The sequence below is a fragment of the Fervidicella metallireducens AeB genome, assembly GCF_000601455.1.
Classification (GTDB): Bacteria; Bacillota; Clostridia; order Clostridiales; family Caloramatoraceae; genus Fervidicella; species Fervidicella metallireducens.
On the sequence record NZ_AZQP01000050.1, the window covers coordinates 1 to 14,792 of the forward strand.

Consider the following 14,792-nt stretch of genomic DNA (forward strand, 5'->3'; position numbering starts at 1 on the left):
GTTTAATAGGACTGGGGTGACCTGGTCCTTTTTAAAGTAATTTTAAAATGTATAAAATTCCAAATAAAAGAAAATACTAATAAAAGCAAAATTTACTATTGTGTTTTTATGATTTTTAGTTTAAAATAATGTGGTATTGACAGTAAATATAAATTGTGATAAATTGAAGAAGAAATCTGCAAAAATGTAGGATGTTAACATATTCGTTGCATCAAGCTGGGAGGTGTAGAGGGTGAGAGTAAAGGTAACACTTGCATGCACAGAGTGTAAGCAAAGAAATTACAACACAATGAAGAATAAGAAAAATGACCCTGACAGAATTGAACTTAGAAAGTACTGCAAATTCTGCAAGAAGCACACTGCTCATAAAGAAACAAAATAACGTAATCCTCTCCAATTAATATTTAAAGGATGTGAAAATATGGCTGCTGAAGCTAAAATAGAAAATGCAAAGCCTGCATTCGCAATGGCTAAATATTTTAGAGATGTAAAAGCTGAATTTAAAAAGATAACCTGGCCAAGTAGAGACAACGTTGTAAAAACTACAGGAACAGTTCTAGGAGTTATGGCATTCTTTACAGTGATTATTTGGCTTTATGATTTGATATTCTCTAATGCATTGATGGCCATATTACGATTATTTTAATAAAAGGAGGGAGGGACTTAGATTAGTCCCTTGAATTATGGCAGATAGAGCAAAGTGGTATGTAGTTCATACGTATTCTGGATATGAGAATAAGGTTAAGGCAAATCTTGAGAAAACAATAGACAACAGAGGGTTGCATGACTTTATTCAAGATGTTCAGATACCAATGGAAGAATTAGTAGAAACAAAAAACGAAAAAACTAAGGTAGTGCAAAGGAAGAAATATCCAGGATATGTCTTAGTTAAAATGCTTATGACCGACGAGGCATGGTATGTTGTAAGAAACACAAGAGGTGTTACTGGTTTTGTAGGGCCAGGATCAAAGCCTGTTCCTTTAACTGATGAAGAAGTTGAATCAATGGGAATTGTTCAGCCACTTGTGAACATAGATGTTGAAGTTGGTGAAAATGTCAATATAATTTCTGGACCACTTGAAAATTTTGTGGCACAAATTCAAGAAATTAATATTGAAAAGAGAAAGGTAAAGGCTCTGGTTAATATGTTTGGAAGGGAAACGCCTGTCGAACTTGATTTTAACCAGATTGAAAAAATATAGCCTTGTAATATTCTTAAGGAGGTGCAAAAAACATGGCTAAGAAGGTAGTAGGTATGATTAAACTCCAATTACCTGCAGGAAAAGCAACACCAGCTCCACCAGTAGGTCCAGCACTTGGACAGCACGGTGTTAACATAATGCAATTCTGTAAGGAGTTTAACGCAAAGACAGCAAACGAAGCAGGTTTAATAATCCCTGTTGTAATTACAGTTTATCAAGACAGATCATTCAGCTTTATACTTAAGACACCACCAGCTGCAGTTTTAATTAAGAAGGCTGTAGGAATAGAAAGTGGTTCAGCAGCGCCTAACAAAACAAAGGTTGCTAAGATATCAATGGATAAAGTAAGAGAAATAGCAACAATGAAAATGCCTGATCTAAATGCAGGATCATTAGAAGCAGCAATAAGCATGGTTAAAGGTACTGCAAGAAGTATGGGTGTAGAAGTTACTGAGTAACAATTGTCTTTTAATTAAGTGGGAGGTAACAAACCGCTAAAACCACGGAGGAGGATAGAAAATGAAAAGAGGAAAGAATTATCAAGAAAGCTTAAAGCTAATTGACAAGAATTCACTTTATACACCAATGGAAGCTATGGAATTAGCTATACAGACATCAAAGGCTAAATTTGATGAAACTATTGAATTATCAGTAAGACTTGGTGTTGACCCAAGACATGCTGATCAACAAGTTAGAGGTGCAGTAGTACTTCCACACGGAACTGGAAAAAAGGTAAGAGTTCTTGTGTTTGCAAAGGGTGACAAAGCTAAAGAAGCTGAGGCAGCTGGAGCAGAATTTGTTGGAGCAGAAGAATTAGTTGACAAGATTCAAAAGGAAAATTGGTTTGACTATGACGTTGTTGTTGCAACTCCAGATATGATGGGGCTTGTAGGAAGACTAGGTAAGATACTTGGTCCAAAGGGACTTATGCCAAACCCAAAATCAGGTACAGTTACATTTGATGTAGCTAAGGCAATTGCTGATATCAAAGCTGGTAAGGTTGAATACAGAGTTGATAAGACAGCTATAATCCACGTTCCAATAGGAAAGAAGTCTTTTGGTGCTGAAAAATTAGCAGACAACTTCCATACTTTAATGGAAGCTGTTATAAAGGCAAAGCCAGCAGCTGCTAAGGGACAATACATTAAGAGTGTTGTTGTATCAAGCACTATGGGACCTGGAATAAAAATCAATGCTGCAAAAGTGTTAGAGTAATCTTGACAAGTGCAGAAAGTTGATATAAACTATTAAAGTAAAGCATGAATATGGAAATTATGCCGTAGACAGTAGGTGCAGTAATGCGTAACGGGTAACCAACCTACCGAGGATTTAGATAGGGTTATTAGGACCTCTCTATGTCTACGGAGAGGTCCTTTGTTATGCACAAAGGACCTACGAAAAAAGGCGAGGAGGTGTAACAAGTGGGCAACAGAGAAATAAAAGAAGCTAAGGTTAAAGAGATAGTTGAAAAATTACAAAAGGCCCAAGCTGCTATACTTACATCATACATCGGTATAACTGTTGAAGAGGATACTGAGCTTCGTAAGAGATTAAGAGAAGCTGGTGTTGAATACAGAGTTTTAAAGAATACACTAACTTTAAGAGCAGCTAAGGAATTAGGATATGGAGATATTGAAAAATATCTAGAAGGACCAGTTGCGGTTGCATTTGGTTATGATGATCCTACAGCTCCTGCAAGAATATTAGCAGAGTTTGGTGAAAAGCATAAGGCTATTCAATTAAAGGCTGGTATTGTTCAAGGAGAAATATTTGATACTGCTAAGGTTGTTGAACTTTCAAAAGTTCCACCAAGAGAAGTATTACTTGCGAAATTACTTGGAAGCTTCAAGGCTCCATTATCAAACCTTGCATACTTACTCAATGCAATCAAAGAAAAGAAAGAACAAGAAGCAAACGCTTAATTTTAATTATGAATTTTTATGGAGGTGCGAATTATTATGACAAGAGAAGATATCATTAAAGCTATAGAAGAAATGTCAGTTCTTGAATTAAACGAATTAGTAAAGGCATGTGAAGAAAAGTTTGGAGTTAGCGCAGCAGCTCCAGTAGCCGTAGTAGGTGGAGCAGCAGCAGCTCCAGCAGCTGAAGAAAAGACTGAATTTGATGTAATACTTGCTAGTGCAGGTGCAGAAAAAGTTAAGGTTATCAAGGTAGTTAGAGAATTAACTGGTCTTGGATTAAAGGAAGCTAAGGATGTAGTTGACAACGCTCCAAAGACATTAAAAGAAGGAGCTAGCAAAGAAGAAGCTGAAGCAATAAAGGCTAAGCTTGCTGAAGTTGGAGCTACAGTAGAAATAAAGTAATTTAACTTAAAAAAATAAGTGCTTATCAGAGCACTTATTTTTTACAAAGTGTAATTGTAAGGATAAACAAGGGTTGAATTTATTATTTTGTTCAGACAATAAAAAAATCAAACATTTAAGTTTGATTTTGTAGAAAATATTAAATAAAACTTGACAGAAAATATATGTTATGATAGTATATTAAAATGCATGATAATAGGATTATTGTGCATTTTTAACACTATGTCTATATTATAATACTTTTTTGTATATAATGCAAAATATTTGTTAAAAATATAAAAATGGCTAATACTTTAATTTTTACATTAAATTAGCATATGGCCATTTAACTTTGCTTAAGGGGTGAGATTTTAATGGTACATCCTGTGAAGGTTGGTAGGAGAACGAGAATGAGTTTCTCCAAAATAAGAGAAGTTGTTGAAATGCCTAATTTAATTGAGGTTCAATTGGATTCCTATAAGTGGTTCCTTGATGAAGGACTCAGGGAAGTTTTTGAGGATGTAAATCCGATTACGGATTACACTGGAAATCTTGTATTGGAATTCATTGACTACAAACTTGACTACGACAATATTAAGTATTCTGTTGAAGAATGCAAAGAGAGGGATGCAACTTATGCTGCACCTCTTAAAGTAAAAGTAAGACTTGTAAACAAAGAAACAGGTGAAGTTAAAGACCAGGAAGTTTTTATGGGTGATTTTCCTTTAATGACAGAACAAGGAACATTCATAATAAACGGTGCAGAAAGAGTTATTGTAAGTCAGCTAGTAAGATCTCCTGGTGTGTATTATGCTGAAACCATAGACAAATCAGGAAAAAGATTGTATTCGTCCACAGTGATTCCTAACAGAGGAGCTTGGATAGAATATGAAACAGATTCAAATGACATTTTGTATGTAAGAATCGATAGAACTAGAAAACTGCCTTTGACTGTATTTACTAGAGCAATCGGCCTTGGATCAGACGGAGAAATTTTACAGTTCTTTGGCGAGGATGAAAGATTAAGAGCAACAATAGAAAAAGACAATACAAAAACAATTGAAGAAGGTTTAATTGAAATCTACAAGAGATTGAGACCAGGCGAACCACCAACAGTTGAAAGTGCTACTTCTTTAATAGAAGGTTTATTCTTTGATCCTAAGAGATACGACCTTTCAAGGGTTGGAAGATATAAATTTAACAAAAAGCTATCTATAGCTAACAGAATAATGGGGCAGGTAGCAGCAGAAAATATTGTTAATCCTGAAACAGGGGAAATACTTGTTGAAGAAGGTAATAAAATAGATAGGGAAACAGCTTCATTAATCCAGAATTCTGGTATTAATGTTGTTGATGTTCTTGTAGAAGGTAAGAAGGTTAGGGTAATAGGTAATAATTTTGTTGATATACATAAGATAGGATTACCTTATGATTTATCAGGTCTAAATATAAAAGAAATGGTTCATTACCCAACTTTAAAAGCTATTTTAGATGAATTTAATGATGAAGATGATATAAAGGATGCAATAAGACAGAGGATGCATCAGCTTGTACCAAAGCATATCATTAAAGATGATATGTTTGCTACAATTAGCTATGAACTGAATTTATCATTTGGTATAGGCTATACTGATGATATAGACCACTTAGGAAACAGAAGACTAAGGGCAGTTGGAGAATTACTACAAAACCAATTCAGAATTGGACTTTCAAGAATGGAAAGAGTAGTTAAAGAAAGAATGACTATTCAGGATCTTGACGTTGTAACTCCTCAAGCATTGATAAATATCAGACCTGTAGCTGCAGCTATAAAAGAATTCTTCGGAAGCTCACAGCTTTCACAGTTCATGGACCAAACAAACCCACTTTCAGAGCTTACTCATAAGAGAAGACTTTCTGCTTTAGGACCTGGAGGTCTTTCAAGAGAAAGAGCAGGCTTTGAAGTCAGAGACGTTCACCACTCTCATTATGGAAGAATGTGCCCGATTGAAACCCCAGAAGGTCCGAACATAGGACTTATAAACTCACTTGCTACCTATGCTAAGGTTAATGAATATGGTTTTATTGAGGCCCCATACAGAGTTGTAGATAAGAAAACAGGTATCGTAACAGATAAAGTAATATATTTAACAGCAGACGAAGAAGACCAATATATAGTAGCTCAGGCCAACGAACCTCTTGATGAGGAAGGTAGATTTATAGATAAAAAAGTTACAGGTAGAGCTAAAAAGGAAATAATAGTAGTACCTCCTAATGAAGTTGACCTTATGGATGTGTCACCAAAACAGTTAGTTTCTATAGCAACGGCTATGATACCATTCCTTGAAAATGATGACGCTAACCGTGCATTAATGGGTTCAAACATGCAGCGTCAGGCAGTACCGCTTATAAAAACAGCAGCTCCATATGTTGGAACAGGTGTCGAATATACTGCTGCAAGGGATTCAGGTGTAATTCCTTTAGCTAAAGCTGATGGTGTAGTAACTAAGGTTACTGGTGACATGGTTCAGATAAAGAGAGATGCAGACGGAAAGATAGATACATTCAGGCTATTAAAGTTTAAGCGTTCAAACCAAGGTACTTGTATAAATCAAAGACCTATTGTAAATGAGGGTGATATCGTTAAAAAAGGAGATATCATAGCAGACGGTCCTTCAATAGACCAGGGTGAAATTGCTCTTGGTAAAAATATATTAATAGGTTTTATGACATGGGAAGGTTATAACTACGAAGATGCTATATTAATTTCAGAGCAGCTAGTGATGGAGGATGTGTTCTCTTCAATTCACATAGAAGAATATGAATGTGAAGCAAGGGATACAAAACTAGGACCTGAAGAAATAACAAGAGACATTCCAAACGTTAGTGAGGATGCATTAAAAGATCTTGATGAAAGAGGAATAATTAGAATTGGTGCTGAAGTAAGATCTGGAGATATCCTTATTGGTAAGGTTACACCAAAGGGTGAGACAGAACTTACAGCCGAAGAAAGGCTTTTAAGAGCAATATTTGGTGAAAAAGCAAGAGAAGTAAGAGATACTTCACTTAGAGTACCCCATGGAGAATCTGGTATTATAGTTGATGTTAAGATATTCAACAGAGAAAAGGGTGACGAGTTGCCACCAGGAGTTAATGAGCTGGTTAGAGTTTATATAGCTCAAAAGAGAAAGATTTCTGTTGGTGACAAGATGGCAGGACGTCATGGTAATAAAGGTGTTATTTCAAGGGTACTTCCTGTTGAAGATATGCCATTTATGCCGGATGGAAAGCCACTTGAAATAGTATTAAACCCACTTGGTGTACCATCACGTATGAATATCGGTCAGGTACTTGAAGTTCACTTAGGTCTTGCTGCAAGCAGACTAGGATGGCATGTAGCAACACCTGTATTTGATGGAGCTACGGAAGAGGATATTCAAGAGTGTCTGGAAATGGCAGGATGTGCGAGGGACGGTAAGATGGTTCTTTGTGATGGAAGAACAGGAGAACCTTTTGATAACAGAGTAACTGTAGGTTATATGTACATCTTAAAACTTGCCCATCTTGTTGATGATAAGATACATGCTCGTTCAACAGGACCATACTCTCTGGTAACACAGCAACCTTTAGGAGGTAAAGCTCAATTTGGTGGACAGAGATTTGGTGAAATGGAAGTTTGGGCAATAGAAGCATATGGTGCTGCTCATACTCTTCAGGAGATATTGACAGTTAAATCCGATGACGTTGTTGGACGTGTTAAGACATACGAAGCTATTGTAAAGGGAGAAAATATTCCAGAAGCTGGAGTACCAGAATCCTTTAAGGTTCTTATTAAAGAACTACAATCCTTATGTTTAGACATAAAGGTATTAACTGATGATAAACAAGAAATAACAATAAAAGAAGATATAGAAGAAGATTTGGAAGAAATAGAAGCAACAATGGAAACAAGGGAAGGATTACCAGAGCAATCATTACCTGATTTCCCAGGATTAGACGACGGTTATGAACCAGGCGATGACAATGATGAAGAAGACCTATCAATAGAAGATTTAGCCAACATGGAAATAGAGCCAGACATGGATGAAGACCTGTTTTCATTTGGTGACTTAGATGACCAAGAATAAAAATGAAGGGAGGATGTCCTCTTGTTCGAGCTTAATAATTTTGATTCCATACAAATAGGATTGGCTTCTCCAGAAAAGATAAGAGAATGGTCAAAGGGAGAGGTTAAAAAACCAGAAACAATAAACTATAGAACTTTAAAACCAGAAAAGGATGGTTTATTCTGTGAAAGAATATTCGGACCTATAAAGGACTGGGAATGTCACTGTGGTAAGTATAAAAGGGTAAGATACAAGGGTATCGTTTGTGATCGATGTGGTGTTGAAGTAACAAAATCAAAGGTTAGACGTGAAAGAATGGGGCACATTGAACTTGCTGCCCCAGTATCCCACATCTGGTATTTCAAGGGAATACCTTCAAGAATGGGATTAATTCTAGACATGTCACCAAGATCATTGGAAAAAATATTATATTTTGCAGCTTATGTTGTTATTGATCCAATGAATACTGGACTTGTTAAGAAGCAGCTTCTAACTGATAAAGAATACAGAGAAGCAGTTGATAAGTACGGTTATAACACTTTCAGAGCAGGAATGGGTGCCGAGGCTATTAAAGAACTGCTTAGTGAAATAGATCTTGATGGCTTATCAAGAGAATTAAGGTCAGATTTAGAAACAAGTACAGGTCAAAAAAGAGTAAGGGTAATTAGAAGACTTGAAGTAGTTGAAGCCTTTAGAAAATCAGGAAATAAGCCTGAATGGATGATATTAGATGTTGTACCTGTTATTCCTCCCGATTTAAGACCTATGGTTCAGCTAGATGGAGGAAGGTTTGCAACCTCAGACTTAAATGATTTATACAGAAGGGTAATTAATAGAAATAACAGACTTAAAAGGCTTTTAGATCTTGGGGCTCCAGATATCATAGTTAGAAATGAAAAGAGAATGCTTCAAGAAGCAGTAGACGCGTTGATAGACAATGGAAGAAGAGGAAGACCAGTTACTGGACCTGGAAATAGACCACTTAAGTCACTTTCAGATATGCTTAAAGGAAAACAAGGTAGATTCCGTCAAAATCTTCTTGGTAAGCGTGTTGACTACTCAGGACGTTCTGTTATCGTTGTAGGACCAGAACTAAAGATGTATCAGTGTGGTTTACCAAAGGAAATGGCATTAGAATTGTTTAAGCCATTTGTAATGAAGAGACTAACTGAAAAAGGAATTGCACACAATATAAAAAATGCTAAAAGAATGGTAGAAAGGGTAAATAACCAGGTATGGGATATCTTAGAAGAGGTTATCCAAGATCATCCAGTACTTCTTAACCGTGCCCCCACTCTACACAGACTTGGTATTCAAGCATTCCAGCCAGTTCTTGTGGAAGGTAGAGCTATAAAGCTTCATCCATTGGTATGTAGTGCATATAACGCTGACTTTGACGGGGACCAAATGGCTGTACACGTTCCACTTTCAGTTGAGGCTCAGGCTGAGGCAAGATTCCTGATGCTTGCAGCACATAACATAATGAAACCTTCAGATGGAAAACCAGTTACAGTACCTACACAGGATATGATTTTAGGTTCATACTACTTAACTATAGAAAAAGATGGAGAACCTGGAGAAGGAAAATATTTTGCTTCACCTGAAGAAGTAATACTTGCTTACCAAGTAAAAGAAGTAGGATTACATGCTAAGATTAATGTTAAAGTAACAAAGGAATTAGATGGAGAAGTAAGAAGTAAGATAGTACAGACAACTCCTGGTAAGATTTTATTCAATGAAGCAGTTCCACAGGATTTAGGCTTTGTTGATAGAACTAACCCAGAAACAATGTTTAACTATGAAATAGATTTCCTTGTTGATAAGAAGATGTTAAGTAAGATTGTTGAAAGGGTTTATAGAAAGCATGGACCAACGAAGACATCGATAACATTGGATAACATAAAGGCTTTAGGATATCACTATTCAACAATTGGAGCTATTACAGTTTCTGTTTCTGACATGATAATTCCAGAAGCTAAAAAGACATTACTTGATGAAGCAGATAAAACAGTTGATAACATCCAAAAGATGTTTAGAAGAGGATTTATTTCAGAAGAAGAGAGATATGAAAAAGTTATAGATACTTGGACAAAGACTACCGAAAGAGTTACGGATGCACTGATGGCTAATCTTGATAAATTCAACCCTATTTTCATGATGGCTCACTCAGGGGCGAGAGGATCAAAGAACCAGATCAGACAGCTTTGTGGTATGAGAGGACTTATGGCTAATCCTTCAGGTAAAATTATAGAACTTCCAATTAGGGCTAGTTTCCGTGAAGGATTAAACGTACTTGAGTACTTCATATCAACACACGGTGCAAGAAAAGGTCTTGCAGATACAGCTTTAAGAACTGCTGACTCTGGATATCTAACAAGAAGATTAGTTGACGTTTCACAGGATGTTATTGTTAGAGAAGAGGACTGTGGAACTGAAAAGGGTGCTTATGTAGAAGAGATTAAAGAAGGAAATGAAATCATAGAATCATTAAAGGATAGAATAGAAGGAAGATATACTGCAGAGGATATATATCATCCAGAAACTGGTGAGCTTATAATTGCAAGAAATAAGTATATGAGCGAAAGTATTGCAGAAACAATTGTTAAAGCAGGTATTACAAAAGTTAAGATTAGAAGTGTGTTTACATGCGGAACTAGATATGGTGTTTGTTCAAAATGCTATGGTAAAAACATGGCAACTGGTGAAAAGGTAAACCTAGGTGAGGCAGTTGGAATTATAGCTGCACAGTCAATAGGTGAACCAGGAACACAGCTTACAATGAGAACATTCCATACTGGTGGTGTAGCTGGAGCAGATATAACACAAGGTCTTCCAAGAGTTGAAGAGTTATTTGAAGCTAGAAAGCCAAAGGGACTTGCAATAATAAGTGAAGTTGAAGGTTTGGTAAAGGTTACAGAAGATAGAAAGAAGAAGGTTGTTACTGTAATAACTGATTCTGGAGAAGAAAAAACTTATCAAATACCTTATGGATCAAGATTAAAGGTATTCGATGGAAGTAGAATAGAGGCTGGAGATGTAATAACTGAAGGTTCAGTAAACCCACATGATATTTTAAGAATAAAGGGTGTAGATGGTGTTAAAGCTTATCTGGTTGCTGAAGTTCAAAAGGTTTACAGACTTCAGGGTGTTGACATCGACGACAAACATCTGGAGATAATCGTAAAGCAAATGTTGAGAAAAGTAAAAATAGAAGATGCTGGAGATACAGACTTATTACCAGGAACTCTAGTTGATATATTCGAATTTGAAGAAGAAAATCAAAAGATTGAGGCTCAAGGCTTAAGACCTGCACAAGGAAAAATTGCACTGCTAGGTATAACAAAGGCAGCTCTTGCAACTGATTCATTCCTATCAGCAGCATCTTTCCAGGAAACAACTAGAGTACTTACAGATGCAGCAATAAAAGGAAAGATTGATCCACTTGTAGGATTAAAGGAAAACGTTCTAATAGGTAAGTTAATTCCTGCCGGAACTGGTATGACAAGGTACAACAGCATAAAAATCAAGGCTGGCGAGGAAAAAACTGAAACCGAGTTAACTGAAGTTTAACGTCTATTAATATTGACATATATCCATATAAATGTTAAAATTCATTTTGTGTGATTTAACAGTAAGGATTTTCACCTTACTGTTAAATCAATTATAGTCCACTGCATAATATTGATGGATTTTCCTCCTTTACGTTCAAGAGGTGAGTATTATGGATTGGAAATTGCCAAAATCAAGGATTGTTGGAACAAAACAGACATTACGAGCTTTGAAAGATGGCATCGCAAAAAAGGTTTATATTGCAAAGGATGCGGATATAAACATTGTATCTTCCATTGTCAACATGGCTAAGCAATGTAATGTTGAAATAGTTTATATTGACGATATGGAGGAATTAGGCAGGTTGTGTAGCATAGATGTTAATGCTGCAGCGGCTTGTTTAGTAAATGATTAGCTATTAAGCTATTACTAGCTTTTATAGATTGTGTTCATTTTTGGAAGGAGGTGCACATATGCCAACTATTAACCAGCTTGTAAGAAAAGGTAGAGAGAAGGTTCAAGTTAAGTCAGCTTCTCCTGCACTTAAGGAATGCCCACAAAAGAGAGGAGTTTGTACAGTTGTTAAGACTACAACTCCAAAGAAGCCAAACTCAGCGCTTAGAAAAGTTGCCAGAGTTAGACTTACAAATGGTATCGAAGTATCAGCTTACATTCCAGGTGAGGGACATAACTTACAAGAGCACAGCGTTGTTCTTATAAGAGGTGGAAGAGTTAAGGACTTACCAGGGGTTAGATACCACATTGTAAGAGGTACTCTTGACTGTGCTGGTGTTGCTAACAGAAAGCAACAAAGATCAAAGTATGGTGCAAAGAAACCAAAGCAAAAGTAATTTTAATTAAGTCTGGTGCTGTGTGCATGCAATAATTGAATAACTCCTTCGGGTTAAATATAGATTGCATTTACAGAGCACTTTACGGCCCTGAGGGTCGAGTACCTGTGAATTAAATATTCATGTTAAGGAGGGAAGAAAAGTGCCAAGAAAAGGTTATGTTGCAAAGAGAGAAGTTCTTCCTGATCCAATATACAACAGTGTAGTTGTTACTAAGCTAATAAACAGTGTAATGTTGGATGGGAAAAAAGGTGTAGCACAAAAGGTTTGCTACGATGCATTTGAAATATTAAAAGAAAAAACTGGTAAGGATGCTTTAGAAGTATTTGAAACAGCTTTAAACAACATCATGCCACTTCTTGAAGTTAAAGCAAGAAGAATAGGTGGTGCGACTTACCAAGTGCCAGTAGAAGTTAGAGCTGACAGAAGACAGACTCTAGGACTTAGATGGCTGATAGATGCAGCAAGAAAAAGAGGCGAAAGAGGAATGAGCCAAAAGCTTGCTGGAGAACTATTAGATGCAGCTAATAACACTGGTTCAGCTGTTAAGAAGAAAGAAGATACTCATAGAATGGCAGAAGCTAACAAGGCATTTGCTCATTACAGATGGTAATAAAATAGGATTCTACACCCTAAATATCCCTTGGATATTTAGGGTTTCATCCTACGTTGTTTAAAATTTATTGACAGAGAGGAGGAAATATAGTGGCTAGACAATTTCCATTAGAGAAAGTAAGAAATATAGGTATAATGGCGCATATAGACGCTGGAAAAACTACTACTACCGAACGTATATTATTCTACACTGGTAGAACACATAGAATCGGAGAAGTTCATGATGGTGCAGCCACAATGGACTGGATGGTGCAAGAGCAAGAAAGAGGTATTACAATAACTTCAGCTGCTACTACTGCACAATGGAAAGGTCACTCAATAAACATTATTGACACGCCGGGACACGTAGACTTTACAGTTGAAGTTGAAAGATCATTACGTGTACTTGACGGATCAGTTGCAGTTTTCTGTGCAAAGGGTGGTGTTGAACCACAATCAGAAACTGTTTGGAGACAGGCGGATAAGTACGGTGTTCCAAGAATGGCTTATGTAAACAAGATGGATATAATGGGAGCTGATTTCTTCAGAGTTGTATCAATGATGAAGGAAAGACTTGGAGCTAATGCTGTGCCAATACAAATTCCAATAGGAAAAGAAGAAACATTTAAAGGTGTTGTTGACTTAATAAAGAACGAGGCATTTATTTATGTTGACGACCTAGGAACAGTGGCTGAAGAAACTGAAATTCCAGATGATTTAAAGGAATTAGCTGCTGAATATAGAACAAACCTAATTGAAGCAATAGCTGAAACTGATGAAGAATTAATGATGAAGTATCTTGAAGGTGAAGAATTCACAGAAGAAGAGATACATGCTGCATTAAGAAAAGCAACATGTAACAACGAAATTGTACCTGTTGTTTGTGGATCATCATACAAAAACAAAGGTGTACAATTAATGCTTGATGCAGTTGTTGCATATATGCCATCACCACTTGATATTCCTGCTATTCCAGGTGTAATTCCTGACACTCAGGAAGAATCAGTAAGACATGCAAGTGATGATGAACCATTCTCAGCTCTTGCATTTAAGATAATGGCAGACCCATTCGTAGGTAAGCTTGCATTTACAAGGGTTTACTCAGGAGTTATGACATCAGGTTCTTACGTATTAAACTCAACTAAGAACAAGAGAGAAAGAATCGGAAGAATTGTTAAGATGCATGCTAACCACAGAGAGGAAGTTGAAGAATTAAGAGCTGGAGATATAGGTGCTATAGTTGGTCTTAAGGACACAACTACAGGGGATACATTATGTGATCCAGACAATCCAATAATTCTTGAAAAAATGGAATTCCCAGATCCAGTTATTAATGTAGCTATAGAGCCAAAGACAAAAGCTGGTCAAGAAAAGATGGGTATTGCACTTTCAAAGCTTGCTGAAGAAGATCCAACTTTCAGAACATATACAGACCAAGAAACTGGTCAAACGATAATTGCTGGTATGGGTGAGCTTCACCTTGAAATTATCGTTGATAGACTTCAAAGAGAGTTCAAAGTTGAATGTAACGTAGGTAAGCCACAAGTTGCATACAAAGAAACTATTAAAAAAGCTGTTAAGGCTGAAGGTAAGTTCGTAAGACAATCAGGTGGACGTGGACAATACGGTCACTGTTGGATAGAACTTATACCACAAGAACCAGGAAAAGGATACGAATTTGTTAACAATATTGTTGGTGGTGTAATCCCTAAGGAATACATTGCTCCAATCGATGCAGGTATCCAAGAAGCAATGCTAAACGGTGTTGTAGCAGGATATCCAGTTGTTGACTGTAAAGTAGTGTTATTTGATGGTTCATACCATGACGTTGACTCAAATGAAATGGCATTTAAGATTGCAGGTTCTATGGCATTTAAGAATGCAATGCAAAAAGCACAGCCAGTTCTTTTAGAGCCAATAATGAAGGTTGAAGTAACTGTTCCTGAAGAATACATGGGAGATGTTATAGGTGACATCAACTCAAGAAGAGGAAGAATTGAAGGAATGGAAGCTAGAAATGGAGCTCAAGTAATAAGAGCATTCGTTCCACTATCAGAAATGTTTGGATATGCAACTACACTAAGATCAAGAACTCAAGGTAGAGGTGTATATTCAATGGTAATGGATCACTTCGAAGAAGTACCAGCAAGCATCCAAGCACAAATAATAGGAGCAAAGGCTGGAAACTAATAAAAGCAGAATAAGAAT

At 36.5% G+C, this 14,792-nt stretch carries 13 protein-coding genes and 1 other annotated feature; all 13 genes read left to right on the forward strand.

Annotation, left to right across the window (positions count from 1 at the left end; genetic code table 11):
* The first annotated feature begins 232 nt into the window (after positions 1-232).
* The gene (gene rpmG, locus Q428_RS11985; protein WP_035381271.1) at positions 233-382 is read left to right on the forward strand and encodes a 50S ribosomal protein L33; all 150 of its coding nucleotides are present in this window, start codon (positions 233-235) and stop codon (positions 380-382) included.
* Between the two features lie 39 nt (positions 383-421).
* A complete protein-coding gene (gene secE / locus Q428_RS11990; protein WP_084478344.1) occupies positions 422-646 on the forward strand; it encodes a preprotein translocase subunit SecE in 225 nt (74 codons plus the stop codon).
* 37 nt (positions 647-683) lie between these two features.
* Entirely contained in the window at positions 684-1,202 is a 519-nt protein-coding gene (gene nusG, locus Q428_RS11995) for a transcription termination/antitermination protein NusG (protein ID WP_035381273.1), read from the forward strand.
* A gap of 32 nt (positions 1,203-1,234) precedes the next feature.
* Complete coding sequence (gene rplK, locus Q428_RS12000) at positions 1,235-1,660, forward strand: 50S ribosomal protein L11 (RefSeq protein ID WP_035381275.1); 426 nt, start codon at positions 1,235-1,237, stop codon at positions 1,658-1,660.
* A 61-nt stretch (positions 1,661-1,721) separates the two neighbouring features.
* Positions 1,722-2,417: a 50S ribosomal protein L1 gene (rplA, locus tag Q428_RS12005; protein WP_035381277.1), complete on the forward strand. Its 696-nt coding sequence runs from the start codon at positions 1,722-1,724 to the stop codon at positions 2,415-2,417.
* A 44-nt stretch (positions 2,418-2,461) separates the two neighbouring features.
* Positions 2,462-2,589, forward strand: a sequence feature (ribosomal protein L10 leader region).
* A 34-nt stretch (positions 2,590-2,623) separates the two neighbouring features.
* Complete coding sequence (gene rplJ / locus Q428_RS12010) at positions 2,624-3,124, forward strand: 50S ribosomal protein L10 (protein WP_035381279.1); 501 nt, start codon at positions 2,624-2,626, stop codon at positions 3,122-3,124.
* A gap of 36 nt (positions 3,125-3,160) precedes the next feature.
* Positions 3,161-3,526, forward strand: coding sequence for a 50S ribosomal protein L7/L12 (gene rplL / locus Q428_RS12015; protein WP_035381280.1), 366 nt, complete (start codon positions 3,161-3,163; stop codon positions 3,524-3,526).
* 353 nt (positions 3,527-3,879) lie between these two features.
* The gene (gene rpoB, locus Q428_RS12020) at positions 3,880-7,611 is read left to right on the forward strand and encodes a DNA-directed RNA polymerase subunit beta (protein ID WP_035381282.1); all 3,732 of its coding nucleotides are present in this window, start codon (positions 3,880-3,882) and stop codon (positions 7,609-7,611) included.
* A gap of 21 nt (positions 7,612-7,632) precedes the next feature.
* Positions 7,633-11,160, forward strand: a complete 3,528-nt coding sequence (gene rpoC, locus Q428_RS12025; protein ID WP_035381284.1) for a DNA-directed RNA polymerase subunit beta' — start codon at positions 7,633-7,635, stop codon at positions 11,158-11,160.
* A 151-nt stretch (positions 11,161-11,311) separates the two neighbouring features.
* Complete coding sequence (locus tag Q428_RS12030) at positions 11,312-11,554, forward strand: ribosomal L7Ae/L30e/S12e/Gadd45 family protein (RefSeq protein ID WP_035381286.1); 243 nt, start codon at positions 11,312-11,314, stop codon at positions 11,552-11,554.
* Between the two features lie 58 nt (positions 11,555-11,612).
* Positions 11,613-11,990 (forward strand): 30S ribosomal protein S12, encoded by a 378-nt coding sequence (rpsL, locus tag Q428_RS12035; protein WP_035381288.1) that lies wholly within the window; start codon positions 11,613-11,615, stop codon positions 11,988-11,990.
* Positions 11,991-12,132: 142 nt separating this feature from the next.
* Positions 12,133-12,603: a 30S ribosomal protein S7 gene (rpsG, locus tag Q428_RS12040; RefSeq protein WP_035381290.1), complete on the forward strand. Its 471-nt coding sequence runs from the start codon at positions 12,133-12,135 to the stop codon at positions 12,601-12,603.
* Positions 12,604-12,695: 92 nt separating this feature from the next.
* On the forward strand, positions 12,696-14,774 hold the full coding sequence (gene fusA, locus Q428_RS12045) for an elongation factor G (RefSeq protein ID WP_035381292.1): 2,079 nt from the start codon (positions 12,696-12,698) through the stop codon (positions 14,772-14,774).
* Positions 14,775-14,792 lie beyond the last annotated feature (18 nt).

Bases quoted from the DNA above. Each gene is read 5' to 3' on its own strand.
- secE (WP_084478344.1), top strand. From the start codon at position 422: ATGGCTGCTGAAGCTAAAATAGAAAATGCAAAGCCTGCATTCGCAATG.
- nusG (WP_035381273.1), top strand. From the start codon at position 684: ATGGCAGATAGAGCAAAGTGGTATGTAGTTCATACGTATTCTGGATAT.
- rplK (WP_035381275.1), top strand. From the start codon at position 1,235: ATGGCTAAGAAGGTAGTAGGTATGATTAAACTCCAATTACCTGCAGGA.
- rplA (WP_035381277.1), top strand. From the start codon at position 1,722: ATGAAAAGAGGAAAGAATTATCAAGAAAGCTTAAAGCTAATTGACAAG.
- rplL (WP_035381280.1), top strand. From the start codon at position 3,161: ATGACAAGAGAAGATATCATTAAAGCTATAGAAGAAATGTCAGTTCTT.
- rpoB (WP_035381282.1), top strand. From the start codon at position 3,880: ATGGTACATCCTGTGAAGGTTGGTAGGAGAACGAGAATGAGTTTCTCC.
- Q428_RS12030 (WP_035381286.1), top strand. From the start codon at position 11,312: ATGGATTGGAAATTGCCAAAATCAAGGATTGTTGGAACAAAACAGACA.
- rpsL (WP_035381288.1), top strand. From the start codon at position 11,613: ATGCCAACTATTAACCAGCTTGTAAGAAAAGGTAGAGAGAAGGTTCAA.